The sequence below is a fragment of the Synechococcus sp. ROS8604 genome, assembly GCF_014279655.1.
GTDB lineage: Bacteria > Cyanobacteriota > Cyanobacteriia > PCC-6307 > Cyanobiaceae > Synechococcus_C.
Window position 1 is genome coordinate 802,733 of record NZ_CP047946.1, and the last position, 26,194, is coordinate 828,926.

A 26,194-nucleotide genomic window follows, 5' to 3' on the forward strand; every position below is an offset into this window, starting at 1 on the left:
GGCCCGGGTGTTTTTGGCTTGGTCTGGCCTCCCCTAGATGCGGAGCACTGGCTTGTCAGTGCCGAACAAATGCTGGCCTTGGAGCAGGAATGGCTGGGCAGTGGTTTGCCCGTTGCTGCCTTGATGGAGGCCGTCGGTCAGGCGATGGCTGATTGGTGTCTTCAGAGGCGGAAGCGTCTGGACCAGGGCGTGTTGGTGTTGGTGGGACCCGGCCACAACGGTGGTGATGGGTTGGTCGTAGCAAGACGTCTGATGCATGCCGGAGTGGAGGTGAGGCTGTGGGCCCCTCTGCCGATTCGGCAAGCGCTCACCCAAGAGCATTGGCGTCATCTCGAGTGGCTTGGGGCAACGGTTCTAGAGACGGATCCGGATCCGGAGGATTCCGCTCTCTGGGTGGAAGCTCTGTTTGGGTTGGGACCACATCGGCCTCTTCCTGAAGGCTTGGCGTTGTTGCTCGGCGAACGCGAGCGTGTTCAGCCCCTTCGGCTTATCAGTCTGGATGTGCCTGCAGGGATGCATTCCAATCACGGACGGATGCAGGCCGGAGGTGGGGCGGTGGCTTCCGACACGTTGTGCGTGGGTCTGGTGAAACGCGGGTTGGTACAGGACGCAGCCCTCGCCAACGTGGGTTGTTTGCATCGCTTGGATCCTGGCGTTCCTCACCAGTTGATCGATTCACTGGCGGGACCTGTTGTCTTGCGGGTGATGGCAAAGGATCTAGCGACCTTGCCGGTTCCTAAAGACCCGCCAACGGCAATGAAATATCAGCGTGGCCGCGTCATGCTGCTCGCCGGCAGCGAGCGCTATCGCGGTGCAGCACTCCTGGCCGCACAAGGGGCCATGGCAAGTGGTGTGGGAAGCCTGAAAGCCGCGTTGCCAGAGGCCGTAGCCGAGCGCATCTGGCAATGGATTCCCGAGTTGGTGCTGTCGGCTGGGTTGCCAGCGACCGCATCGGGAGGATTGGCTTGGGGACCATGGCTGGCTCAGGCAGACCTGTCCCGTTTGGATGCGCTGTTGCTGGGGCCTGGGATTGGAGGGCTCAGCGCGCCGTGGGAGGCCTGGGCAGAGCCCTTGCTGTCCTTCGAAGGACTGCTTGTGCTGGATGCCGATGGGCTCAACGCCTTGTCCGCTTCAAATAAAGGCTGGCGCTGGCTTTGCCAGCGTGCGTTTCCAACCTGGATCACCCCGCATCAGAGTGAATTTGAAAGGCTGTTTCCTGATTTCAGTGGGCGGGAACCGCTGGAGAGCGCCCAAGGGGCTGCAGCAGAGAGCGGAGCCGTTGTGTTGCTCAAGGGTGCTCATTCGGTCATTGCCGATCCGAAGGGTGTGGTGCATCAACTCGTTGATACATCGGTGCAGGTGGCTCGTACGGGCTTGGGAGACCTGTTGGCTGGATTTGTTCTTGGCTGGGGGGCTCGCTCTCGGGCTTGTGGAGAGCAGCCGCGGGGACAAGCTCTTGCCGCCGCGGCTTTGCTGCATGCCGAGGCGTCACGAACCACTGAAAATGCCAGTGATGCCAGTGAGATTGCGAAAACCCTTGCTGCGCTCACCCGGCGGATTTGCGGGAATTAATGATTAAAAAATTGATCGAGTTTTAAAATGCACACAATTCAAAACGCGCAAATGTGTCGTTTTCCTTTCACGAATCTGAAGGGTTGCTGAAAACATTTGGCTTTATCGTTTTTTCATAGGAAAGTCTCACCACGCCCAAGAAACGAGTTGCCATGGTTTCCTCAACAGCTCGGACCTCCGAGACCCAGAGACGCAGAAACAGTGATCCCATTAGTTGGTACTTGGCGACAATTGGCCGAATACCTCTGCTAACGGCGGCTGAAGAAATCGAGCTTGGCAATCAGGTCCAGAAGTTCATGGAGCTGACCCAGGATGGATCTGTCTCTCCCGACAGCGAAGAGTTCAGCTCTAAAGACCGCCGCATGATCCGCGTTGGCCAGCGTGCTAAGCAGCGGATGATGAAGGCCAATCTTCGTCTTGTCGTGAGTGTCGCCAAGAAATATCAAGGCAAAGGCCTTGAGCTTCTCGATCTCATTCAAGAGGGCTCTCTTGGCTTGGAACGGGCGGTTGAAAAGTTTGATCCAACCCGTGGATACAAGTTTTCGACTTACGCCTTTTGGTGGATCCGTCAGAGCATGACTCGGGCGATTGCTTGTCAGTCACGCACCATTCGCCTGCCGGTGCACTTGAGCGAGCGTCTCACCACCATCCGCAAGGTGAGTTTGGATCTTGCTCACAAGCTTGGAGCGATGCCGAGCCGCCTCGAGATTTCAGAAGCCTTGGATATGCCTGTTGAGGAGCTCGACTCCCTGCTGCGCCAGGCTCTCACCACCAGCAGTCTTGATGCTCCTGTGAATGGAGAAGATGGTCGCAGTTTCCTTGGTGATTTAATTGCCGACTCTTCTGCGGAAGAGCCTCTCGACAAGGTTGAACAGCGCATTCACCATGAACAACTTGGCCGCTGGTTGAGTCATCTCAGTGAGCAGGAGCAACATGTACTCACCTTGCGGTTTGGTTTAAACGGCAACGAGCGTCACACCTTGGCTCAAATCGGCCGTTTGCTGGATGTTTCTCGTGAACGCGTCCGTCAGGTGGAATTGAAGTCCCTGCGCAAGCTGCGCAATCTCACCCGTCGGATGTCCCCTACCTTTTGATTGTTGGATTGATTTGTTGATGAGTATGCGGCTGCGTTAAACCCATTTCGTTAAAGAACCACTTTTTTTTCTGACCAGGTTTCAGAGCAGCCCGCTATCGCCCTATTGAAGCCGATGGTTTGAGAGCAGAGGGGTTCTGGAGGGTGGATTTTGAGAGAGTTTCTTGGCTATTTATTCAGGCATCAGCACGTGCGGGAGCTTTTCTGGATCCATCCCATAAGGGAATAATCTTTCAGACATTCTTGACTCGTATCTCTAAGAAGCATTTGAACGAACCCAATCAGCCCAGAAAGCCCAGAGCGCTCACTTATACGGAGATGATGAACGGTGGCCAGCAACAAATGGATGATGTCACCCATCAGCAAGAGCTGAACCTGGAGCGCCGAAAGGATGTATTTGAGCGCTCTGTCGAGCATCTGGAGCAGTCCCTCAAGACTGAGATTGATCTAGAAGTTGATCGAATTGGTGGTGATACTGGGATCTGATGAGTGCTCTTGCGTGCCTTATCTTGTCGGCAGCTCTTGCGTATCTGATTGCTCAATTTAGGCAGCGACGTTCTCCCAGAGAGGCGACCAGGGCATGGCGTGACGCGTCAGAGCTTGTCTTTGACAGGAACCTGAGATTTTGGGTCAAAGAGGAGTTTGAAACGGGCGATGCCCCCAAGGATTTTGCTAACTATGTTGAATCAAAGAATGCTCTTGTTAGCTACATGGCTTCCAATTTGTTGATGCTTGCCGACAGGCGTTTGGAGATTGATCCTTCCACGAGTGATGCTGAGACGTTCGTCCGCCAGCATTGTGATCTTGATGACGACGTCATCGAATCCATGTGGATTACCAGGCTGAGCGAAGGGAGGCAGTTCAGTCATGAGAGATCAACTCCCCTGTCGCATCTGCTCTGCACTGGTCCCGCTCCCCCCAAGGTTCAGGCGGGTCAAAACGGCTGTCTGCCCAAGCTGTGCCCATGAAGGTCTTGATAAAATGGTGACCATCAGGCTCTTCAAAGAGCAGATCACTGCCTCTTTTGGCTGATCGATGCATCGTTCTCAATCAGTTGTCAAAGACAATTTCTGTCTGCATTCTTTCAGCTTTTACGGTTACAAAAGTCTTTTCCATATCTGATTTGTTTTGAGGCAATTAGTATTGATCGGGTCCACAAGCCTTTTGCATTGTGCCTAGAAGGTATTGGGATGGTTTAACGCGATTGATTGATTTTTTATTATGTTTGCTTCAGGAGTTGCGTGCCTGAATGGGAGCCTTCTTCTTAGGCAAGTCACCATGCGGAATAACAGCCCGCCTTGATGAAAATCGCTGCAATGCCCCTCTGCTACTGAGAACGAAGTGGCAGTACCGCTTGTTTATCACCACCTCTATTCGGCGCCGCTACCCAGTAGCCATCGCTTCCCGATGGGGTGATGGTATACAAGTCTAGTAATAGCAATGGTTCTCAAGGTGTGTTGTGATCCAGAATCACAACGCAGTTCACAACGCAGGGGGGACAGCCTTTAAGTAAGACGAACATCAAACAATGGATGCCAACGTGCTTTAAGACAACTCTAGAAGTAGTAAGTCCTAGTCTTGACAAAGATTATTCGTCATATCAACCAGAACGGCTTTAGGGCACGACCCCCCTCTTCTTGTTGGAGAGACAGAGGGGTATGGGGGGATGACGTGTCCTTGTACTAACGAATAGGGGCTCAGAAATTTATGTTGAATATCTAAGAGTCTAATTCTTGTAGAGCTCACAGTGATCTTGGACTCTTTTGAATTGCCACTGAGCATCGTCAGATTTCAACTCCACTCCTAAATACTTTGCTGCTTCCTCAGTAGTAAGTTGACGGGCAGCATGCATGGCACATGTCTCTTCCTTTGACGTATATGAGACCAGCAGAAGTAGAGCAGGTAGCAGAGGTAACGTCTTTTTTGTTTCTGTCTCTAGAAGAGCCTGTGAGGCCGTCTAAACAATCAACGGTAATCTACTACTGATCATTTAAAACAACCCCTTTGTAGGCCCTAATCTGAGAATCACATGCCGAAAAGGCTTGCACTGACTACATCGATTTGACCGAACTTACCAGGTTCAAAGCCTACTTGGTACTGACCAATGTTCCTTTCCCATTCCCTGCGTTCTTTAGCTGTTAGATCTCTACCAGGATTGGCAAGGAAGACCATCCGTGGGTCTTTTCTCCAGCCATCAATGATCTGCTTGTCTTTCTTTCTTTGTAGTGTCATTTAAGTTCTAAAGTTTTAACTAATTTCTTGTTTACCCGTTTGGCAGCCATTACGCTTCAAGCATCGAATTGATGCAACGGCACAGGTACTAATGAATGATTTCCAAGGGAGCCTCTTAATGGCTATCTCTTTTCTTTTCCGATGATTGACTGGTTCATATTGCTATTTAGATCACTGGTGTGTACCGAGACTCATGAGCAAGGTCAGCAATCAATCTGAGGGTTTCTTCCGTTGAATTCAATAATCTTCGTGCTTCTGTATCGGCTCTAATAGCTGACCAGTCAATGGCCTTAGCCAAACCAGTGAACTGCTCAACTAGTTCCGCGTTGCTGATCTCACCACTTGCAAGTGTTGGCTGTAGTTGGATCTGCTGAGGATTCACTTCATCTGTTGGTTCTATTGGAGTGAGTCCACGTACTTGATCCAGCTGCGTACTGACCTTCTGGTCTTGCTTTTCTTGGCTTCGGCAAAATCGGGCAGGCCGTCCACGCCTCTCTTTTGTCTTAGCGGGATGTCGTTTCTGGAGCTTCTCTAGTTCACGGGTTGTGAGTGGGATGTCACCATTTTCTTTGTATTTGTGTCGAGCTTCTACTAAACCTTTCCAATCCATTCGAGCCAGTTGATAGAGACCAGTCAGACCATGGTCACGTAGGTATTTGACCTGCCACAAATAAGACTGTTCTTTTTCTTCCTTGGTCGATTCGAAGAAATCCCACTCATCTGTTGATGTGTCGTCGCGCCTTGATTTGTTGTCTGACATTTCACTGGCGACAAACTCACCTGCTGTAATCAGTTTTGAGATCTTGCTAGGCCTGAAGCCAATCTCACCAAGACATTCACGAAGACGTTTCTTCAATCCATTCCGTTGCCACCTCTCCATGTCTTGCTGAAAGAAAGCTGACACGAGTCGTAGGCCAGCCAACTCATATTTCGATTCACTCTCCTTGGTTAGGTTGTAGAAGTCAGATAGATCACGGATACAGCCCTGACCTGCCCTTTCAATGATTTCACTTGTGACACTTACGTATCGATGATCAATGCTACCGTCATCGTTGATCGGATTAATACTGTTCTTTAAATTCATTAGTTACTTTTTTCAGCGCGGAAAATAATCGCACACACCACTTACTGGTAACTCTTTGTCCTGGTAAATGGTGTAGGTATATATTCATCTGGATGTCAAGAAGGCGTGTTTCAGCGCCAGCTTCCGCTGGTACCTAGTCCTTATTACATCCTTGATGATCTTTCATCTTGGAGTGGTCTGCTATGCCGCTGTTCCATCACGTCATGCAAAGGGTAGGCTTCTTGGATCTAGCTGAGCTGCTGTTGGTCTCAGTTCCTTGGCTTCCTACTTGCTAATCGCGAGTTACTCCGTTTCTGGCATTCACAGCGACTAATTTCTTTTGACACGGTTCCAACCGTGTGGTGGAGAGTTTGCTTCTTCTCTCTACTATTAGTGTCCGTTTAGCTTAGATCGGTTGTGGTGTAATGGATCTACAAGTTGAATTTATTCCTTCTGGAAACTTGATTTAGTCGTATTCAAAGGACGATCTATATGACATTTTCATTGAATATTATGCCTTGTTTTTACTGCTGCTGCCCGCTGCAGTAGGCAGTTTCAGCTTTGCTGCTATTCAGTAGGCAACAAAAAACTCCCGCTGTTAAGCGAGAGCTGATTGATGTGAAATCCTTGGTTTACTTGGCGTATGACACGCCGCGATAGGTCAATGGTGCCTTCTTGGTTGCATCAAAACCAACACCTTTGTGCTGGACATACTGCTTACCACGATAGGTGAGAGTCATTTGAGGTTCCTCAGAAATCCAGGTCCCCGTTCCGTGGCCTGGCGAGTCTGCGCCTCACAGAAGTGAGGTGAACGTTCTTTGTAGTTGGTACTACTTTATTTTTATAGCAACAACGTCAACGTTTCTGTTGTTCGTGCTGTTACACAAGTGAATCCAATCTTTCTATTGGCAGCATATCTATACAGAAACGAAAAACCCCCAACAGTTAGGGCAGGGTTAGAAGGCTTTAGCGTTGGTTGCCAGAGCTTCATCAGCAGTGCCACGCTTGCGCTTATCAGGCAGCTTGGTCGAAATGATGTCGTCATACAACTAATCCAAGTCCTCACCCGTTATGGGTACAACACCTCCATAATTTCCCAACGGGACTGCAGACTCACGCCTAGCTGCCAAGCCATCAGCGTCATTCGCCCTCAGTGCCATCAGTAGCTCTTGCAGTAGAGCCAGCGTCATCTGTGTGTTGAGTGTCATTTGTTTGGGTCAACTGGTTAAAGTATTTCCCTCTGCAATAAAAAACCCGCTCGTGGCAGCACGGAGGAGCTAATAGTGCCCGAAAACAAAAGCCTCACCTCATCGAGTTCCACAAGTAGAGTCATTGGATGAAAAAGGCATTACTGCTGCTTCCTGTTCTTTTTCTGTTGGTGTCGTGTACCCCTAAGAAAAATACATGCACTCTTGTGGCTACTAAACAGATTGATTACCCAACTGCAATGAAAAGGTTGGGGCTAGAGCCAGATTTAAGTGGAAAGATGGATGATGGCACGCTAGTAAAGGATTTCTGTGAGGCAGTTTGGGGTCCCCCTTAGATTTTGACTAAAAACAGTGAACCCTAATTTCGTAAACAGCTCCTGTAGAAGAACAAAGGTCATCTGAGTGTCGAGGGTCGTTGGGAAAAAGCAGCTGCTTGAAGCATTCCCCGCTGCCTGTAAGTCATTTCTTTCGTCAAGCCTGATAGTCCAGGCCAAGGTAGCGATTCTAAGGGCATCAGTTAAATGCCAATTGAAATCAGTTTGCAGCGACTGAGAGTTGAGTGGTGCTTTTCATGCCTTTGGCGGAAAACAGTAGTGATTCGCACCACGGCTAGCCCAGACAATTTTCTAGAGCAAGTTCAGTGAAGCTTGTCCTCATGGAAATCCATACAGCCCATGGCGAACCCATTTTCGCGCATTGGCTTGCCCAGTCGGCACCAGCTGTCGGCTCACAATCGCGAAAGAACTGACTCGGAAGACCTGAATCAGGATGATCAAGCCAGGAAGAACGTACTCCCCCCCCACTCCCGATAAACTCAAATATCATCTTCCCTATGAAGCTGGAAGATTTCTCTCTGCAAGTACGTGTTCTTGCTGGCTTCATCAGAGAAATATGTTTGTGGCGAACCGACACAACATCTGATGTGCTCGATAGTAATTTTAGTTGCTCAAGTACCTATGTCTAGAAGCACTTGGCTCAAAACACCAACTCGTTGCTCGGCTGCCTCTACATGGCGCTTCTCTCACCAGCCGTCAATAAAGAAGCTGGCATCACCTTCTGAGATCACGTCGAAAGAGTCCTCTTCTGTTCTCAGGGTCGCCTCATGTTCTCCGATGTAATTCAGTGTGTCTTTATGGTTGTGTGTTGACGGGTGTTGATTTGGCTCATGGCGAAAGCAGGTTGGAGCGTTGCTGTTGTCGGAGCACTGGTGCTTGGTATCTGGGTTGCCAATACCTCTTGGCGTCAAAGAAAGCAATTATGGAAGATACAAAGTGCACTTATTGGTGGCTCAGTTGGTTTCGTAGCAGGCAGATTCACCAGCAAAAAGAATTAATCCCAAATACGGATTCTAGGCTGTGTAGAGCAACAAAAACCCCGCTCGTGGCGGGGCTGGTGAATATTCAGTCGGGAGATTGATAGCCACAATCAGTAAGCCTGATCGTTTATGGAATGGGACGTACGCAACGCAAGCTTCCAGCAGGTCACGCCTTTCACATCACGCTCAGGTGCAATAGCCGACAGTTTCTAATTGCCAAAGGCTTGAGAAGGGATGTGCTTCTTGCTGTGCTCACTAAAGCCAAACAAAAAGTGCCACACAAGTTGTATGCGGTGTGCCTGATGGCTAATCACCTGCACTTGCTAATCAGACCTGACGATGCATCACAGCTGCCAAAGCTGATGCATTGGTTTGGCTGGTATTCAGCCATGGCACTAAACCGCCTTTCTGGTCGTTGCGGGCATTTTTGGGAGGCGAGGTATTACGCCACTGCGATTGCTCCAACAGACCACAGGCGAGTGCTGAATACATTGCGTTATATCCACGCCAATCCAAAGGCAGCAGGAATAAGAAAAGGGTTTTATGACCCCTATTCCAATTACGGGCATTACGGAAGATTGGCGTGTGATGGCATCAGTGAGTGGCACCCAAGCTTTCTGCAACTGGCATCAAGCCTGAAGGGTTGTTCCAGGCGATATGCACGGTTCTGCCAGCACTACCGGCACAAAAGCAAAGGCGGCTCTAGGTGCCATTGGGGCTCAAGAATGCTGAAACGATTAGTTGAAAAAGGCAGAAGCAGTCAAAGCAGGAAGAACCGGGTCTCACCAGGACAACAGAAATTACCCTTTGCATTTGACATTCGTCTTAATCAAATTCCAGAAGAGTGGCATCAAGTCGCGGTGAGATTTAGAAGAGCAAATGGCATCCGTGATGGCGATCAAATCCTCAAGCTGTGGTGATTTAAAGAAAATATGAACATATCCTTAGAGGCAACAAATAAAGACAGTGAGCTTATATTGCCTGATTTTTTTATATGAATTATTGAATACTGAACTCACGATGCAAGCTCCTTTAGGACTCTGATCGTGCCAGGCATTGAAGGGCGATATGGACGGTTATTAGAGCTAATAAAGAAATAAAAAGCCCCAGCAATTGCAGGGGCTTTGGGGGTTAGGGTCAATCAATCGTCCATCACAGTTTATAACGTGCATCAGTCACCGCAGCCACCAACTGGACTGCCGGCGCCCAAACAAACTAATCCAGCAGCCAGTGATTTGTCGTCGTCGTGCACCCGAACATCCCTGTTCTTGGGTGATGCTGTTAACGCATTAATTGTTGGATTCTCCCACTTTTTCTTCGTCGCTGCTGTTGTACTTGGGCCACCAAAGCGCACTTTAAGATCAGCTGAAACTCTTGTATCGAATGCTTCGTCGTAGGAGATATTGACTCCTGCTGTGACGCCACTGGTCATTTCATAGGCTAAGCGTCCGAGTACGCCGGAACCATCTGCTTCTCCTAGGTCACCGCTTTGGTAGTAATAACCAACAGAAGCATTAACGGCTGGAGTGATGAAATAACCAATATCAAGCCCGTAGGTATCAAGCGAGCCGCCTTGATAAACGCTATTCAGCTGTTGCTCTGTATCACCAACAGGAACTAAGGCATAGGCATTGAAGTTCCAGCTATCAGAGACTGCTTCTGCATTAACTGCCACCTGCTGGAAGAAAGCACTCTTCTCTGTGCCGCTGACATTCACGCCTGTATCAGTTCCACCTGTATTCATCGGGCGGCTGTCATAGCCACCGTTAACGCCATACATCCAGCTGCGGTCGCTATTTAGCCAGCGATAACCCAATCGCGTTGAGGTACTGATCGTGGTGCCAGCTACGTCGGTATTGATGATGCTGCTATTGCCGCCGTAATCAGCAAAGTTGGCATTGAGCAGCACATCAGCAAAGAACACACTGTTCTCGCCAACAGCGAGGGGCAAGAACCCGCCAATACCTGCTTGGTTAGGCGTGCCTGCTCCTTGTAGTGCGCCTTGAAAACCCCAGTTGAACTTGACTGCATCCTTAAGGCTGATGCTCATCACCCCAAGGTCATCAGCATTGACGTCGTCTTGAGCAGCAGCAGGTAAGAGAGGAGCGTTGGCGAGGGCAAGAGCAGCAACACCGCTCAGCGATAACGACAGGCGCAAGGAACGCTGCATTGATAAGGATCTATTGAGCGCAGAATGGCTTGCTTTTACTGCTGTTGCCCGCTGCTGTAGGCAGTTTCAGCTTTGCTGCATATCAGTGAGGCAATAAAAAACCCCGCTCGTGGCTTTGCATCGTATTTATTGGCTTTTGCACTTATATGATTTTTGCCTGCCTATTGTGATTAGTTGAAAATGTATTTGCTGTCCAATGCTAAAAGCAAATTGCCATCGCCTCGTGGAAGTCTCTCCTTTGCTAAATGATTTATTTTTAACGTATCTGCAAGCTCTGCTAATGGGTCACCATCACAGACCCTCACAAAGGCTTCTCTGATGCGTTCATGTGCCTCTTCCATATCGATTGGAAGCACGGCTATGCAGTCATGAATAGTGCTTAATGGCTTCTTCCAGTCATGGAATGCAGCTTTCAGAATTGAACCATCGTAAGAGTGAACGAAATGAGGGCTGAGACCGCTTTTCAACTTGTTGGTGTTGGGTATTTTTAGATTTCCTAGACCAATGCTGACCTTCCCAAGGAAATGCGTCTCAACCCTGATCGCTTCAGCAGGTTGGTATTCCACGTGTTGGATCCGATCACCATTTGGTGTTGTCCAGCTATGGGCTGTAGCACCTTGTTCTAGTGCCGTTTCTGCGATCTCTTCTAACCAAGCAAGTGTTTCGAATACTGCTGGGAAGGCTTTTCTGCTCGCATTTCTTAGAAGACCAGTCAGAGCTTTGGTGTCTTCGTAAGACACTGGATTTGGGTATAGGTTTTCTTTGCGTAGGGCCTCAATGATGTCTTGACGGTTTGTCCGATATGACCCGCCGTAGATAGCCACCATCAACACTGGTTTCCCCAGGCTGCGATAGACGAGATGCTTTGAAAGCCAAGAGGTTGCAGAGTCTGCATCGGCTAACTCTCGTGCGACTCGTAGTACCTCCAAATAGGCATCCTTTGGCGGTGCTTCTGGGTCGTCCTGGGGTGTCAGGTTGCTGAACTCCATACCCTTTGGATCACGCCTCATAGCGCTCAGTAGCTGGAGACCTGAGGCTGTTGCATCTGCAGTGACCGGAACATGCCATTTCTCCTGCTGTTTTCGCAGAACAACCTTCACCCACTCCATGGCTAATTGAAGGAACTGCCAGAGATCATCTGCCTGTTCCCATTCAGTCGAAGTACCGATGGGGTCGTCTGCAATTGCTTCAAGCAGTCGTGAGTGTGATCTTGTCCATGCGGCTCGTTCAGAGAGAGTCCCTCGACTGCCAAGAAATGCACCACCAACGGCCTGAGCAGCTACTTCCTCTGATCGCTTGTCGAGCTTGCATCCTTCGGCAAAGCGTGAGAGAGACTTTTCAAAATCAGATGATTGTCTTCCCAGCCACGCTTGCTGGTCATACAGGCGGCCTCTGAAATCACATTCCCAGCTCAGATAAAACTTTGGTTCAGAAGCGAACTTTCTTGCCAACGACAAGACGGCCATTGTTGATCGAGCCTTTTCAATTTGATCGTGATGTGTTTCGTGTAGGGCATGCATTTCTTTTCGCCAAGTAATTCTGTCCTCATGATCTGCAGCTAGTTCTTGTAGATACATAGGCATGCCCTCAGCCCTTCGAGGATCGTCTTGAACGGCCTTCAAGCTGCCAATGGTTAACCCTTTATCCCAGCAGCTTTCGACGGCCTTCAGGACCTCCTGGTCGACGCACCACGCTGTTCTTTGTAGTCAGTTAAGAAGTCCGATTGCTTCAGCTCCGAAATAACTATCAGAGTGCATTCCTTTTCTTCCACCACAAAGTGGATTGATCTGCCTTAGTAATTGGGAGTGGTATCCGCCAGATATGTTCTTTCTTGCTGGCTTCTCCTCCAGCTGCCAATCCAGTGGTGGTTCAATCAACGGCCAGGACAAATACGACCATGAATCAATGTCATTTCTTGCTTTTTCTAGCCAGTCACTTATTGCTTGAGCTGGCATCAAAACATTCTCTGTTTTGTTCTTTGCCATCCGTTTTGGCTGCCTAATGAACCAGCCACCTTGAATGGCAGCTTCAATCAAGAAAAGCCCGATACCTGTACGAACCTCATTAGCCCACGTCGGAAGGAGATCGTCCTGCGCCCATCCTTTCTCTAAGAGTTGCTTTTCTACGGACAGCTTGATGCCTATATGCTTATGCCTTGTGGATGAGTTTTTCTTTTTCTTCTTTGCTTTTATCAGTCCTGTGGTTTCTTCTCCTCCAATTTCAATGTAGTAATTAATTCTGGCTTCTGCTTCTAGTGTTCGGCCAATTATGGTTGCTATATCGACCAGCTTGTTTTTGCCAGTATCAATGAAGTCAATCATCTTCTTCATCGCGCAATAGGCGACATACTCAATGCCTAACTCTTCTGTTAGTTGATCAGTGTGATTGGCAAACTGAGCCCACTTACTTGCCTTGCCGCTTGTTACGTCGTCGATTCTGCTCCTTACAGTATCTGAATAAGGTAAGAAGAGGCCTCTGAATAACTCTCTGCCTTCAGTTGTTCCTGAAATATATCCTTTCTCTTTTGCCGATTGCAAGCCTCTACGTCGCTTGGCTACCGCTTCTCTGTGTGACTGCTCTTCTAGTTTTAGTTGGGTTTTATTCATAGGAGATACCAGTTATTTGAGAGTGCCTAGCAAGTGATTCATTGAATTTGAAATTGATTTCAGTTCCGACAAATTCAATAGCTGTCGCTAATGCTTTCATTTTTTCACTGGTGTAGTGGGATGTGAGATTGCCTTTATGGCCCATTAGCTTTTGCTTCACTTCCTCAGTGCAGTGATAGCTGAGGTCACCTCCAAAAGCGTGTCTATAGGAGTGTGCATTTGCCGCACCATTAACTTTGAGATGCTTGGTCACATTTCGGATTCGGTCTCCAATCCAATCCTTGATGTTCTTTACATCGTGAATCTGTGAGGGCAATACATAGGAATTTGGATCACCTTGGTGTGGCAGCAATATTGATTTTAGTTTTTTGTTGATAGGTATTAAACGGATTCCGTCTGCTGTCTTCGACCAAAGAAGATCAATGATCCAAGTCCCTGAAGGGTCTTTGCGAATGTGTTGCCATTTCAAAAATGGAGCTTCTGTGTTGCGCAGTCCAGCGAGTCTGTACAGCGGGATTAGTAATTCAAGCTCTGGATAGATTTCAATCATTCCTCTTTGCATTGCCATGCAAGTTTCGTCACTTGCAGCACGCTCTCTATCCTTGAGAACTTTTTTTCGCTTCTCTGTCTCAGAAAGCTGCATCAGCTCAATGCCTGGTACAGGCATCCTCTGGTTATCTTGTTTGCAGTGCTGATTGTGAGCCTTGATAAGACTCCTGATCTTTAGTCCATAATTATTGGCCGAATCTTTTCCCATCCCCCGACCACCATTCGCAACAGGTAAAACAAGCCAACGTATGAAGCTGTTGAGAGATGAGGGTGTGACTGAAGCAAGCGTCGATGCCTTGATGTGTTCTTCCCAGGCTGCAATTTGTGTCGTGTAGTTGCTCAGTGTTCGTTCACCTAAGTCAGAGCGCTTGAGGTCCAAAGCTTGTTCCAGGGTGGATGGAAGTGGTTTGGCGGCCTCTGCTCTCAGCCTTTGGCCTAGCTCTGTTTCCTGGTGAAGCAAACCTGAGGTGAAGACTGAGTCAGCATTTGTTCTCCCCTCAAGGATTGCTCTTTTAGAAGCCGCTGCATAGGCAGTGGCTTGGTCGTTGTCTAGGGCTATGCCTGCTTGTGCAGCGTTATTTCTTGCCATCTCCACCAGCAACTCCTTGAAGTCATTAGTGACCCTTTCCATGTAGTTATCAATTTGCTCTCGCGATGGCTTGGCTTGCAGAATGTTTTCTTGGATCTCGTTGATTGCTTGGAATGCTTTTGCTTGAGACGCTTGTGACCTTTGAGGGTTGTCAGCTGTCTGTAAGTACAAAATCCCAAGCTGTCGCCTAAGCCGATCATCTTCTGATTCGTGCAGCAAGTCAGAAGCCACTGCTAGTCGCTTCTGTAAATCCGCCATGATCGCCGGGAATCTTTTTTTGGCCAGCGCAAGGCTGTCGGTACCCGTGGATTTCTGGAGACGTTTGACGGGTGTGCCTGATTTTGATGGAAGACGTGACTGCAGCTCCTTTGGCACGTTGAGCGTCACGACCCAGGATCCTGAGCTTCGATTCGTACGCCATATCAGGTTTTGGATGCCGGAATTAAGCAACTGTCAGAACAAGCAAATCACAACGCACCACAACACGGTGTCTTCCAGCCATCGTACTAAATCACAACACAGATCACAACGCGTTGTCACAACATACTTGTTTGAACCCAATCAAAATCGATTGCAAGAGCTGGAAAGCTAGTGCCAGTCCCACTTGTTTATCACCAGGCATATAGCGCGCCTCTACCGTCTAGCCATCGCTTCCCGATGGCGAAGTTCAGGATGTTGTTTGATGCTCTAAAGGCGTCGGGTCTAGCCGAATCCGCTCAGGTTCATACACCTCTCCCCGTTCCTCGCCGCTGGCTTGAATCAGTGCATCAGCGCTGCTATCACGAGGCCTTCGCTCGGGGCAAGCTCGATCGTCAAGCGCAGCGCAGGATTGGTCTTCCGGCCACCACACCCTTGGTGCAACGCACCTGGTTAGCCGTGGGGGGATCATTGCTCACGGCCCGATTGGCTCTTGAGCATGGTGTGTCATGCCATCTCGCTGGTGGTACGCACCATGCCTTTCCTCATTACGGCAGTGGCTTTTGCATCTTTAATGACATTGCCGTGTCAGCCAGGGTCCTGCTGGATGAGGGGCGCCTGGTGCGCTTGATGATCGTGGATCTGGATGTGCATCAAGGCGATGCCACGGCGCTGATCTTTGCTGACGACCCACGGGTCTTCACGTTTTCTGCTCATGCTGCCTCTAACTTCCCAGCCCGGAAGCAATGCAGTGATTGCGATATTCCATTGGAGGATGGCGTTGAGGATCAGGGGTATTTGGCTGCCGTGGGTGAGGTGCTGCCCTCACTTCTCGACCGCTTCCAACCTGAGCTGGTCTTCTACAACGCGGGCGTGGATCCGCATCGAGACGATCGCCTGGGCCGGCTTTGCTTATCCGATATAGGCCTATTGCAACGCGATCACCTCGTGTTTGATGCCTGTCTACGGCGACAGATCCCTGTTGCCAGCGTGATTGGCGGTGGCTACGACGCTCTTGACCCTCTGGTGAGGCGTCATTCACTGGTGTTTCGGGCTGCGGCCGACCAGGCGCGATTGCATGGTCTTTAGGGCTATGGGGATCAGTTTTCAGTCTTCGGCCCAGATGTAGCGCGTCAGTTCTGAGCTATCGGGCTCGGGGGCATTGAGGGCAAACTCCACGCAGTCCTGAACCTCAGCATCGATCTCTTTTTCGATCGCGCGAAGTTCATCAGCGCTCACCAATCCTTCGCCAACAAGATCGCGCTCGAAGGCTTTCAGCGGATCCCGCTTGGCCCAGAATTGCTTTTCCTCCTCGGCGCGGAGCTCATCAGGGTCAGCCAATGAGTGGCCCCTGAAGCGATAGGTGAGGCATTCGAGAACGGTTGGCCCTTCCCCAGCCCGCGCCCGTTCGATGGCCCGTTCTGCAGCGGCCCGAACGGCGAGTACATCCATGCCATCCACCTCTTCTCCAGCCATGCCGAAGGCAGCCGCTTTGCGCCAAATTTCTGGATCGCTGGTGGCGCGGTCATGGGCCATGCCGATCGCCCATTTGTTGTTCTCCACTACAAACAGGATCGGCAACTTCCAAAGCTGGGCCATGTTCAGGCATTCAAAGAATTGCCCGTTGTTGCAGGTTCCATCCCCGAAAAAGGCTGCTGTAACGGAGTCGCTACTGGAATCACCCATGGCATCACGCTTGTAGCGGCTGGTGAAGGCAGCGCCTAGGGCCACGGGAATTCCCTCGCCGATGAAGGCAAAGCCGCCCAGGAGGTGATGGGCTTTGGAAAACAGGTGCATCGAGCCGCCACGCCCTTTGCTGCAGCCGGTTTCCTTGCCAAAGAGCTCACTCATCACCTCGCGGGCTGGGACGCCTGCGCTCAAGGCATGCACGTGATCGCGGTAGGTGCTGCAAAACCAATCGTGCTGACGCTTCATGGCGCCGATCACGCCGGTACTCACCGCTTCTTGGCCGTTGTAGAGGTGAACGAAACCAAACATCTTGCCGCGGTAGTACATCTCCGCGCACTTGTCCTCAAACCGCCGACCCAGGGTCATATCGCGGTACAGCGCCAGTCCAGTTTCGCGGTCAACGCTGGCTCTTTTGGTCGTCACGAGCGACGACAAGCGTTCGGCGTGCGCTCCCATTGGGGACGCCCCACTAGCAAACTTTTGATCGATGCCTGCCGCTGCGCCTACTGCGATGTCCTGACTCATGGCACCACCTATTTGATTCGAACTTTAAGGGGCCGTGTTGAGGCAATGGGCAAAACCCCTTTCGCTGCCTAAAATTTCTCTTCTAATGAGCGCAACGCTGGTGGAATTGCCCATCGATCATTTCCGCCTGTTGGGGGTGAGCCCTTCAGCCGAAACTGAGTCGGTGTTGCGGACGCTGCAGTTGCGTCTTGATCGCTGCCCCGATCAGGGCTTCACCCATGAGGTCCTCATGCAGAGGGCTGAATTGTTGAGGCTCTCTGCCGACCTTTTAAGCGATGCGGAGCGACGGCAGGACTACGAGAGCACCCTGCTCAAATTGAGTCGGGAGCATCCTGAAGAGACGGCGGGTCTGGAAATGCCTTCCAGCCGTGAGGGTGCCGGTTTGATGTTGCTCTGGGAGGCCCACGCCCCGCACGAAACCTTTCAGCTCACCCGCCAGGTGCTGCAACCTCCGCAGGCACCCGCCCTGGGTAGTGGTCGAGAATCGGACCTGGCCCTCTTGGCGGCCTTGTCTTGCCGTGATGCAGCTCGCCAAGACCAGGACCAGCGCCGCTATGAATCCGCCGCCGGCCTGCTGACCGAGGGACTGCAGTTGCTCCAGCGCATGGGCAAGCTTCCCGATCAAAGGCGGCGGCTTGAAACGGACTTAGAGCAGCTCACTCCGTATCGAATTCTGGATCTGCTCAGCCGTGATCTGGCGGAGCAATCAGCCCGGCAAGAGGGACTGGTGATGTTGGAAACCTTTGTGCACAATCGCGGTGGTCTGGAGGGGGGTGCTGCTGAATTCACTACGTCTGGCATGGACCAGGGCAGTTTTGAGCTGTTTTTTCAGCAGATTCGACGGTTCCTCACGGTTCAAGAACAAGTTGATTTGTATGGACGTTTGGAGCGATTTGGCTCCTCTGATGCCAGCTTCCTTTCTGTGATGGCCTTGGCAGCCGCTGGATTTTCCCAACGCAAGCCTGAGCGGGTTCAGGACGCACGCGGGAAACTTCAAGTCTTGGTTCTCGTGGGTTTAGATCTCTATCCAATGCTGGGTTGCATGGATCTCCTGCTCGGTGATGTGGAGCGGGCGTTGGAACACGTGCATGCCAGTCCGGATGTGGAGTTGCAGGAGTGGCTGGAGAACCACCCCAGTGACGATCTCGCGGCCCTGTTCGATTACTGCCGCAGTTGGCTTGGCCAGGATGTCCTCCCCGGCTATCGCGATGTGGATGCCCAGGTTGTTGACCTGGAGGCGTGGTTTGCGGATCGCGATGTGCAGGCCTATGTGGAGCGCCTTGAGCGCAAGGAGGGGAGAAGCCCCCTAACGCCCTATCCGCCTGCAGCAACGGACGCAGACACGGATTGGAACTTTGGCAATCTCCCTCCACTCGGGCTGGATCCTGAGGGCACGATGCCCCTTTCTCTCGGGGACGCGGAACCCTTTTCTGAGGAGAGCGCCAATCTCGGGGAGGAGGAGACAAGGGGGCGTGGGTTGCGCCGGATGATTCCCGCGGCCTGGACAAACCTGAAGCTCCGCCGCCCGTCCCTGTCGCGTTTGTCGATGTCTCGGCTTTCCATGTCTCGGCTTTCCATGTCTCGGCTGTCGATGTCTCGGCTGTCTCTGCCCCAGCTCTCGCTTTCTCGGCTGTCGGTGAAGAGACCTTCATTGCCCGAATCCAGGCGTTCTGTGTGGATCGGCTCCGGGGTGGTTGCCGTGCTCGTGGTGGTGGGATTCAGTCTGGTGGGGCTGAGGCGGGAGGCCCAGCAGGAGACGGCATCCAGCCCAACAGCAACTCCCACCGCTGATGCCCTGTCTTCTGATGCGCTGTCTTCTCAGCCGAAGGCCACCCTCAAGCAGGAGACCCCTAAGGCCAATGCGCTGATGGCGCCCCTGGATGTGAAAACTCCCAGTGATGTTCAGTTGCAAGCTCTCCTCCAGGTATGGCTGGATCTCAAAGCGACGGCGTTGCTCCAAGAGGGGGGTACGGAATCCTTGGCAGAGGTGGCCCGTCCTGTGCTTGTCGGTCGCGTGCGTGATCAGCAAGCCGCCTTATCAAGGGATGGCCTCGTCCAAAAGGTTCAAGCGTCGATCACCTCGATTCAGACGGTGAGTTCAACCCCCTCTCGCATTGAAGTGAGGGCACAACTCACCTATCGCGATCAGACACTGAACGAACAGGGTGAAGTGGTGGCTGAGACTCCAGCAGGCAACTTGCCGGTGACGTACATCCTTGGCCGAGATCCTGAGGGCTGGCGTTTGCAGGCCTACATCCCTGGCTAACCCTTTCCTTTCAGCCCTCTCCTTTCAGCCCTTCACTTTCAATCGTGAACGTTCATCCAAGAAGCAGGACTTTTAGAGTTGGTTGAAGTGCTGCGCGGACTCCCTCCATGTTTGACGAGCTTTCAGCCCGTTTTGAAGATGCCGTCAAAGGTCTGAGAGGCCAGGACACCATCTCCGAAACGAATGTGGAGGGGGCGCTGAAGGAGGTCCGTCGGGCGCTTCTTGATGCGGACGTGAGTCTGCCGGTGGTCAAGGATTTTGTCTCCGAAGTCCGCGAGAAAGCGGTTGGTGCTGAGGTTGTTCGTGGTGTAACGCCCGACCAGAAGTTCATTCAGGTGGTGCATGAGCAGCTGGTCGACGTGATGGGCGGCGGCAATGCTCCGCTCGCGAAGGCCGACCAAGCGCCCACGGTGGTGTTGATGGCTGGCTTGCAGGGGGCAGGCAAAACCACGGCGACGGCCAAGTTGGGGCTTCATTTAAAAGATCAAGGACGCAAGGCCCTGATGGTGGGGGCGGATGTGTACCGCCCTGCAGCCATCGAGCAGTTGAAGACCCTCGGTGGTCAGATCGGTGTGGACGTCTTCAGTCTTGGGATCGAGGCCAAGCCTGAGGACATCGCTGCGGCCGGCTTGGCGAAGGCGAAACAGGAGGGATACGACACCCTGTTGGTCGATACGGCAGGCCGTCTGCAAATCGACTCCGAGATGATGGAGGAGATGGTTCGGATTCGCAGCGCCGTGCAGCCCGATGAGGTGCTGTTGGTGGTGGATTCGATGATCGGCCAGGAGGCGGCCGAGCTCACCCGCGCCTTCCACGATCAGGTGGGGATCACCGGCGCCGTGCTCACCAAGCTTGATGGTGATTCCCGCGGTGGTGCGGCGCTCTCGATTCGCAAGGTGAGCGGTCAGCCGATCAAATTCATCGGCACGGGCGAAAAAGTGGAGGCTCTCCAGCCTTTCCACCCTGAGCGGATGGCGAGTCGCATCCTCGGGATGGGCGATGTGCTCACGCTGGTGGAGAAGGCACAGAAAGAGGTTGAACTCGCAGACGTTGAAAAAATGCAGAAAAAGCTGCAGGAGGCGTCGTTTGATTTTTCCGACTTCGTGCAGCAAATGCGCTTGATTAAGCGCATGGGCTCCCTGGGGGGGCTGATGAAAATGATCCCTGGGATGAACAAAATCGACGATGGCATGCTCAAGCAGGGAGAGCAGCAGCTCAAGAAAATCGAAGCGATGATCGGTTCGATGACAGAGGCGGAACGCACGCAGCCCGAGTTGCTGGCAGCTCAGCCCTCAAGGCGCAGGCGGATTGCCTCCGGCTGTGGTTACCAAGCGGCTGATGTCGACAAAGTGCTCGCTGATTTCCAAAAGATGCGCGGGGTGATGCAGCAGATGACCAAAGGGGGCGGGATGCCAGGAATGCCAGGAATGGGCGGAGGTGGTTTTCCCGGAATGGGTGGAGGGATGCCAGGCATGCCGGGAATGCCTGGCATGGGTGGTGGAATGCCCGCTGGGCAGCCTGGAGCAGCTCCCCGCCGGCAGCGCCCTTACAAGAAGAAGAAGGGGTTTGGTCAGCTTTGAGTCCACGGCACGGTAAGTTGGTGGCTCAGGGCAACTTTTTGCTGCGCTGAATTCCACCATTAAGCAAGCGCCACGATGATCAAGCTCCGCCTGAAGCGGTTCGGTAAGAAGCGGGAAGCGAGTTTCCGTCTCGTGGCCTGCAACAGCACGTCACGCCGAGATGGCCGCCCCCTGCAGGAGCTGGGTTTTTACAACCCACGCACCAAGGAGACCCGTCTAGACGCCGAGGCTCTTCGCGTGCGCCTCAGCCAGGGTGCTCAGCCCACCGATGCCGTTCGATTCTTGCTCGAGAAGGGCGGACTGCTCGAAAAGTCTGTGCGGCCTGCTGAGACCATCGGCAAGTTGAAGCAAGCTGCTGCTCGCGAAGCAGTTGTGAAGCAGGCTGCCAAAGATGCGGCAGAAGCCAAGGCTGCAGAAGCAGCAGCGGCCAGTGAAGCTGATGATTCAGCTACCGAATCAACCGAAAGCTGATCAAACCCATGCCCGAAGCTGCCGCAACAGGTCGCTTCGTCCTTGATCTACCCCATTCTGAAGCCGCTCTTGCGTTAGCAGGATCGGCAGAACAGACTCTGCATCAATTGGAGGCCCTCACCGGTGCATCCCTTGTGATGAGGGGTCTTCAACTTGAAATGTCTGGCCATCTCGTCCAGATTGAACGCGCCGCTGCGGTGGTTGAGTTGGTCCGCCCGATTTGGCAGGACGGCCAGGCGGTGTCTCAGATTGATTTGCAGTCGGCTCTCGGTGCTTTAAACACGGGCCAAGGCGCGGATCACGTCGCGATGGGCGATCAGGTGCTTGCCCGAAACCAAAAGGGCAACCTTCTGCGTCCACGCACTTTGCGTCAGAAGAAGTACGTGGATGCGATGGAGCGCCATGACCTCACCTTTGCGCTCGGTCCAGCTGGCACGGGAAAAACGTTTCTCGCCGCCGTGTTGGCCGTGCGCATGCTCACGGAGCGCAAGGTTGAGCGCTTGATTTTGACTCGGCCAGCGGTTGAGGCTGGTGAGCGTCTTGGCTTTCTTCCTGGCGACTTGCAGCAGAAAATTGACCCCTATCTCAGGCCCCTCTACGACTCCCTGCATGCCCTGCTTGGACCCGAAAAAACCACCTCTCTGCTCGAGAGAGGTGTGATCGAAGTGGCTCCATTGGCTTATATGCGAGGCCGCACCCTCGCCGGCGCGTTTGTGATTCTTGATGAGGCTCAAAACACCACACCGGCCCAGATGCGCATGGTGCTCACGCGTTTAGGTGAGCGCTCACGCATGGTGGTGACAGGTGATGTTACGCAGCAGGATTTACCGTCTGGGCAGTTGAGTGGCTTGGTGGAAGCGGCCCAGGTGATGGAAGGGGTGCCTGGTGTTGCCGTTTGTCATCTCACCGCGGCTGATGTGGTGCGTCACCCGTTGGTGCAACGCGTGGTGGAGGCCTATGCCAGCTTTGATGAACAATCTCACCCACAAAGAGGCGCTGATTTGAGCCCGCTCGAGGGCCCTGAGTAGGGATCAGCAACGGCAAGTTGTTTGTTCCACCTGTTTGGAATTGATAGGGGGATCCACACTTCTGTAGCAGGCCATTCCCTTTTCTCGCTGGCAAGATGTAGGGAGTCTTCAGTGAAAGGCATGCCAGCCAGCAGTAATTTTCAAGAGGCCATCCGCGAGGCACAATCCAGTGCTCTTGTTGGCCCCAATGTTGTCAATAAAGCCCTGCCTTATGTAGGCGGTGGCATGGTTCTCACCGCCGCAGGTGTTCTTGGTGGCATGTCCACCATGGCCGCCATGGGGCCAGCCTTTAATGGGCTGTCGATGGTGGCGATTATCCCTTGGTTCATTCTGTTCTTTGTTGCACAGAATGCAGCCAAAAAAGGCAATAACGGCACTGCTTTGCCGTTGATGGCTGCTTTTAGTCTGCTCACGGGCTTCACGCTCACCGGTCTGGTGGTGCAAGCCGTTGCGGTGGCCGGTGTGGCTTCGATTGGCATCGCTGCTCTCGCCACGGGCCTCACCTTTGCGATTGCCTCCGTCGTCGGCCGGCGCATGAGCGACAGCGTTGGTCAAGCGTTGTCGGCAGTGGTGGGTCTTGGCTTGATCGGCCTTTTGATCGCCATGGTTGGCATCTTTGTCGCCGGCTTCTTCATCCCTGGGATCTTTGCAGCCACCAATCTTGCGATTGCAGGATTTGGAACGGTGCTGTTTGTGGGAATGGCCTTTGTGGACTTCTACACCATGCCCCGCACCTACAGCGACGATCAATATCTGGCAGGTGCCTTGGGTATGTATCTCACCTACATCAATCTGTTCATCTTCATCTTGCGCTTGATCATTGCCCTTCAGGGTGGTGGTCGTCGCGACTGATTGGCCTTGATTGATCAAAGGTCATTTGATGCTGTTTGTTTCATCCCGGCCTCGCCCGGGATTTTTTTATGGACCGGTGTCGTTGCCCATGACCCTCAACAACTTGGTGTTGGATGGAAAGCTTTGGGCGAATGCATCGCTTGGATGAATTCCGATGTGCAGCAGATTCCTGTGTTTTATGCCGGTGGTTGGGTTGGGAAAGGATTATTTCGGAATTGCCCCGATGACTCGGTGGTGCTCGGCTTCTCCCATGCCAGCTGGAGTCCATCGGTTCCGACAGATCAGGGCTGGGAATCGATTGTTCAATTGGGGTATCAAGTTGCTTTCGGTGACAACGTGACCCTTCAGCCAAACCTTCAATGGGTGTTCAATCCTTCAGGGACGGGTTCGGTGCCGGATGCTTTGGTGTTGGGAATGCAAATGTCTTTCTTGTTCTGATTTGAACATCACGCATTTACACGTCACGACTTAGTCGGCGACCGCTTCAATCGCGCGTGCAATCGCTTTCTTCTGGTTTGCGTCGTATCCCCAGCGATCGAGAAAAGCTACATCCTGTCCTTGATTGTCGCTTGCTGCTGCCAACAAGGTTTCTAAGCGTGCCTTGACGCTGTGGGGTTCGAGTTGGCGTAGCAACTCGGTGCAGCGCAGATTGACGCGCTCCGAACCTGCAGCTTGCAAGTCATCCGATTGCTTGCGGTGGTGCACCACCATCGCGGCGCTCATGGCGAGATTGCGAGCGGTGAGATCCACCACACCTTCACCACAGGAACGCAGTTTGCCCACAAGGGCTTCAGGCAATCGATCCATCAGGGCACTGTCTCCAGCCAGGCTGACCACAAAAAAGCCCCGCGCTCCATCGCGACTGGCCACAAGCTCCCCGACCCGATCGGCAATCACTTCATCACTGATTTCTTCTTGATCCCATTGCTGGAGCCAGACAGCGGCGATCTCCATCGCTTGTTGAAAGCTGGGCGCTGGTACGGAATCCGAAACGTGTGACTCGGTTTCTGACGGAACAGTCGAGTCCTGATCAGTCATGGTGCGGAGGTGAGCTCTGCTATGAGATTAGGAAGACAAGGCTTGTGCAGACGTTCCTTCTCGCCAAAGTAAGGACAAGCCGTTGATGAGGAGTGGAAGAGAAACAAGGTCATGATCTGAATCTCAGGCTGCCTGCTGGGCATTGGCAGGCGTTGCCGCGTCATTGCCAGCAAAGCGGCGAGACGCTAAGCGCGGTGGTTCGCAAAGCGTTGACCGATTACCTCGACCTCGAGCATCAGACTCTTTGGCAGCTCTCCACCTCACCGGCCGTGGTGGAAGGGGTTTTTGGCGGTGCCCTCCAGGTAAAAGACCTGATCGACCACGGCGACTTTGGTCTTGCACCTTTGAACAACTCGATGGCGAAGAGATTCTTCTCGATGGCGTCTGTTGGCAGGCGAGGGCCGATGGCAGCCTGATCCAGGCCCCGCCTGAGGAGGCCATTCCTTTTTGGGTGGCGACCCATTTTCAGGCTGAGCATCAGATGCGTGTCTCTGACATCGGCAGCATTGAGGATCTTGTTGGCCGCATCGATCCGGTTCGTCCTGGCGCCAACTTGTTCGTGGCGATCAAAATCCAAGGCTTGTTTGAACAGGTGGACATGCGAACGGTGTCGAGGGTGCCTGAAGGGATGGGCCTGCTCGAGGCTTCCAAAAACCAAACCATGGTCCGCCTGGAAAAGGTGTCTGGAACGCTGGTGGGGTTTTGGAGCCCTGCGCACACCACCAGCTTGAACATCCCTGGCTATCACTTTCATTTTTTATACGACGATTACGGCAGCGGTGGTCATGTCCTGAATGTGAAAGCGGATTCGTTGAACGTTGAACTGGACTTTCAATCGAATCTCCGGTTGGCGCTTCCAGAAACCAAGCAGTTTCTTGAGGCTGATCTTTCGCGAGATATCAGTGAGGAACTTCATCAAGCCGAAGGTGTGAGCCGATGACAGCGCAGACTTGATCCATGGTTGAGTCTTCCTCTCGTTCGTTCACAAGCAGTACGCCTGAGGGATTTCGCTCTGGTTTTGTGGCCCTGATCGGCCGGCCCAATGTGGGGAAGTCCACGCTGGTGAACCAGCTCATCGGCGACAAGATTGCGATCACCTCGCCCGTGGCACAAACCACCCGCAATCGGCTGCGCGCGATCCTCACAACCGATGAGGCCCAGCTGATTCTGGTGGATACGCCTGGCATTCATAAGCCCCATCACCTCCTGGGAGAGCGGCTTGTTCGCAGTGCCCGCTCAGCGATTGGAGAGGTGGATCAGGTGCTGCTCTTGCTGGAGGGAAATGAGCCCCCAGGACGGGGTGATGCCTTCATCGTCCAACTGCTGCGTCAGCAATCCTTGCCGGTGCAGGTGCTGCTTAATAAGTGGGATCTGGTCCCACTGGAGCAGAAGGATGCGGCCGACGCGGCCTATCGAGAGCTGTTGGCTGACACCGATTGGCCGGTGCATCGCTGTAGTGCTCTCAGCGGAGACGGCTGCCCAGAGTTGGTGAAAGCGATCAGTTCGTTGATGCCCGAGGGGCCCCAGCTTTATCCAGCGGACATGGTGAGCGATCAGCCCGAACGCCTGCTGATGGGAGAGCTGATCCGTGAACAGGTGTTGCTGAATACGCGCGAAGAGGTGCCCCACAGCGTTGCCGTGAGCATTGATCGGATTGAGGAGATGCCTGCCAAGGGCAAGGGCTCTGGGCGAACGGCCGTGTTGGCAACGGTGTTGGTGGAGCGCAAAAGCCAGAAGGGAATCCTGATTGGCAAAGGGGGAGCCATGCTCAAAACGATCGGCCAGGGCGCCCGGTTGCAGATGCAGACCTTGATCGATGGTCCGGTGTATCTGGAGCTGTTCGTGAAAGTGGTTCCCGATTGGCGCAGCAAGCCGGCCCGACTGGCGGAGTTGGGATACGTGGGCGATTAAGTGCTGGTTGCTGCGCCTGC

General features: G+C 52.7%; 24 protein-coding genes. 14 read left to right on the forward strand and 10 right to left on the reverse strand.

Annotated features, from left to right (window positions below; translation table 11 throughout):
• The first annotated feature begins 18 nt into the window (after nt 1–18).
• The 3 genes from SynROS8604_RS04275 to SynROS8604_RS04285 all read left to right on the forward strand — a co-directional run bounded on the left by SynROS8604_RS04275 (nt 19) and on the right by SynROS8604_RS04285 (nt 3,151).
• Nucleotides 19–1,572 (forward strand): NAD(P)H-hydrate dehydratase, encoded by a 1,554-nt coding sequence (locus tag SynROS8604_RS04275; RefSeq protein ID WP_370586547.1) that lies wholly within the window; start codon nt 19–21, stop codon nt 1,570–1,572.
• 152 nt (nt 1,573–1,724) lie between these two features.
• Nucleotides 1,725–2,666, forward strand: a complete 942-nt coding sequence (locus SynROS8604_RS04280) for an RNA polymerase sigma factor, RpoD/SigA family (RefSeq protein ID WP_186545257.1) — start codon at nt 1,725–1,727, stop codon at nt 2,664–2,666.
• Nucleotides 2,667–2,809: 143 nt separating this feature from the next.
• Nucleotides 2,810–3,151, forward strand: coding sequence for a hypothetical protein (locus SynROS8604_RS04285; RefSeq protein ID WP_186546118.1), 342 nt, complete (start codon nt 2,810–2,812; stop codon nt 3,149–3,151).
• A 200-nt stretch (nt 3,152–3,351) separates the two neighbouring features.
• On the opposite strand, the gene SynROS8604_RS04290 is transcribed toward SynROS8604_RS04285, so the two are convergent.
• The 4 genes from SynROS8604_RS04290 to SynROS8604_RS04310 all read right to left on the reverse strand — a co-directional run bounded on the left by SynROS8604_RS04290 (nt 3,352) and on the right by SynROS8604_RS04310 (nt 7,168).
• Entirely contained in the window at nt 3,352–3,534 is a 183-nt protein-coding gene (locus SynROS8604_RS04290; protein WP_186545258.1) for a hypothetical protein, read from the reverse strand.
• A 1,156-nt stretch (nt 3,535–4,690) separates the two neighbouring features.
• Nucleotides 4,691–4,897: a hypothetical protein gene (locus SynROS8604_RS04295; protein WP_186545259.1), complete on the reverse strand. Its 207-nt coding sequence runs from the start codon at nt 4,895–4,897 to the stop codon at nt 4,691–4,693.
• Between the two features lie 166 nt (nt 4,898–5,063).
• Nucleotides 5,064–5,981, reverse strand: a complete 918-nt coding sequence (locus SynROS8604_RS04300; protein ID WP_186545260.1) for a hypothetical protein — start codon at nt 5,979–5,981, stop codon at nt 5,064–5,066.
• Nucleotides 5,982–7,009: 1,028 nt separating this feature from the next.
• Nucleotides 7,010–7,168, reverse strand: coding sequence for a hypothetical protein (locus tag SynROS8604_RS04310; RefSeq protein WP_186546106.1), 159 nt, complete (start codon nt 7,166–7,168; stop codon nt 7,010–7,012).
• A 1,165-nt stretch (nt 7,169–8,333) separates the two neighbouring features.
• On the opposite strand from SynROS8604_RS04310, the gene SynROS8604_RS04315 reads away from it, so the two are divergent.
• Together SynROS8604_RS04315 and SynROS8604_RS04320 are read left to right on the forward strand one after the other, a co-directional pair.
• Nucleotides 8,334–8,501 (forward strand): hypothetical protein, encoded by a 168-nt coding sequence (locus SynROS8604_RS04315; RefSeq protein ID WP_186544318.1) that lies wholly within the window; start codon nt 8,334–8,336, stop codon nt 8,499–8,501.
• A 116-nt stretch (nt 8,502–8,617) separates the two neighbouring features.
• Nucleotides 8,618–9,403, forward strand: a complete 786-nt coding sequence (locus SynROS8604_RS04320; protein WP_186545261.1) for a transposase — start codon at nt 8,618–8,620, stop codon at nt 9,401–9,403.
• A gap of 251 nt (nt 9,404–9,654) precedes the next feature.
• Here SynROS8604_RS04320 and SynROS8604_RS04325 read toward each other — a convergent pair whose 3' ends face one another.
• The 4 genes from SynROS8604_RS04325 to SynROS8604_RS04340 form a co-directional block, all read right to left on the reverse strand.
• Nucleotides 9,655–10,653, reverse strand: coding sequence for a carbamoyl-phosphate synthase (locus SynROS8604_RS04325; protein WP_186545262.1), 999 nt, complete (start codon nt 10,651–10,653; stop codon nt 9,655–9,657).
• A gap of 170 nt (nt 10,654–10,823) precedes the next feature.
• Nucleotides 10,824–12,236: a DNA-directed RNA polymerase gene (locus tag SynROS8604_RS04330; protein WP_186545263.1), complete on the reverse strand. Its 1,413-nt coding sequence runs from the start codon at nt 12,234–12,236 to the stop codon at nt 10,824–10,826.
• Between the two features lie 123 nt (nt 12,237–12,359).
• A complete protein-coding gene (locus tag SynROS8604_RS04335; protein ID WP_186545264.1) occupies nt 12,360–13,259 on the reverse strand; it encodes a hypothetical protein in 900 nt (299 codons plus the stop codon).
• Nucleotides 13,252–14,784, reverse strand: coding sequence for a site-specific integrase (locus SynROS8604_RS04340; RefSeq protein WP_186545265.1), 1,533 nt, complete (start codon nt 14,782–14,784; stop codon nt 13,252–13,254). The genes SynROS8604_RS04335 and SynROS8604_RS04340 overlap by 8 nt, the downstream gene beginning before the upstream one ends.
• 204 nt (nt 14,785–14,988) lie before the next feature.
• Here SynROS8604_RS04340 and SynROS8604_RS04345 point away from each other — a divergent pair, with 204 nt between their 5' ends.
• Nucleotides 14,989–15,903 carry a histone deacetylase gene (locus SynROS8604_RS04345; protein WP_186545266.1) on the forward strand — a complete coding sequence of 305 codons (915 nt, stop codon included), beginning with the start codon at nt 14,989–14,991 and terminating at the stop codon, nt 15,901–15,903.
• Nucleotides 15,904–15,921: 18 nt separating this feature from the next.
• Here SynROS8604_RS04345 and pdhA read toward each other — a convergent pair whose 3' ends face one another.
• Nucleotides 15,922–17,028 carry a pyruvate dehydrogenase (acetyl-transferring) E1 component subunit alpha gene (gene pdhA, locus SynROS8604_RS04350; RefSeq protein WP_186545267.1) on the reverse strand — a complete coding sequence of 369 codons (1,107 nt, stop codon included), beginning with the start codon at nt 17,026–17,028 and terminating at the stop codon, nt 15,922–15,924.
• An 85-nt stretch (nt 17,029–17,113) separates the two neighbouring features.
• On the opposite strand from pdhA, the gene SynROS8604_RS04355 reads away from it, so the two are divergent.
• From SynROS8604_RS04355 to SynROS8604_RS04380, 6 genes are all read left to right on the forward strand, one after another.
• Nucleotides 17,114–19,294, forward strand: coding sequence for an ARC6/PARC6 family protein (locus SynROS8604_RS04355; RefSeq protein WP_186545268.1), 2,181 nt, complete (start codon nt 17,114–17,116; stop codon nt 19,292–19,294).
• Between the two features lie 107 nt (nt 19,295–19,401).
• Nucleotides 19,402–20,874, forward strand: a complete 1,473-nt coding sequence (gene ffh, locus SynROS8604_RS04360; RefSeq protein WP_186545269.1) for a signal recognition particle protein — start codon at nt 19,402–19,404, stop codon at nt 20,872–20,874.
• Between the two features lie 75 nt (nt 20,875–20,949).
• Entirely contained in the window at nt 20,950–21,345 is a 396-nt protein-coding gene (gene rpsP / locus SynROS8604_RS04365) for a 30S ribosomal protein S16 (RefSeq protein WP_186545270.1), read from the forward strand.
• A gap of 8 nt (nt 21,346–21,353) precedes the next feature.
• On the forward strand, nt 21,354–22,373 hold the full coding sequence (locus tag SynROS8604_RS04370; protein WP_186545271.1) for a PhoH family protein: 1,020 nt from the start codon (nt 21,354–21,356) through the stop codon (nt 22,371–22,373).
• 120 nt (nt 22,374–22,493) lie between these two features.
• The gene (locus SynROS8604_RS04375) at nt 22,494–23,225 is read left to right on the forward strand and encodes a Bax inhibitor-1 family protein (protein WP_006854591.1); all 732 of its coding nucleotides are present in this window, start codon (nt 22,494–22,496) and stop codon (nt 23,223–23,225) included.
• Entirely contained in the window at nt 23,226–23,663 is a 438-nt protein-coding gene (locus SynROS8604_RS04380; protein WP_186545272.1) for a carbohydrate porin, read from the forward strand. It begins immediately after the preceding gene.
• Nucleotides 23,664–23,693: 30 nt separating this feature from the next.
• Here the strand turns inward: SynROS8604_RS04380 and SynROS8604_RS04385 are convergent, their stop codons facing one another.
• Nucleotides 23,694–24,263 (reverse strand): hypothetical protein, encoded by a 570-nt coding sequence (locus SynROS8604_RS04385; protein WP_186545273.1) that lies wholly within the window; start codon nt 24,261–24,263, stop codon nt 23,694–23,696.
• Nucleotides 24,264–24,507: 244 nt separating this feature from the next.
• On the opposite strand from SynROS8604_RS04385, the gene SynROS8604_RS04390 reads away from it, so the two are divergent.
• Together SynROS8604_RS04390 and era are read left to right on the forward strand one after the other, a co-directional pair.
• Entirely contained in the window at nt 24,508–25,203 is a 696-nt protein-coding gene (locus SynROS8604_RS04390; protein WP_255445182.1) for an acetolactate decarboxylase, read from the forward strand.
• 17 nt (nt 25,204–25,220) lie between these two features.
• A complete protein-coding gene (era, locus tag SynROS8604_RS04395) occupies nt 25,221–26,174 on the forward strand; it encodes a GTPase Era (protein ID WP_186545274.1) in 954 nt (317 codons plus the stop codon).
• Nucleotides 26,175–26,194: the final 20 nt, after the last annotated feature.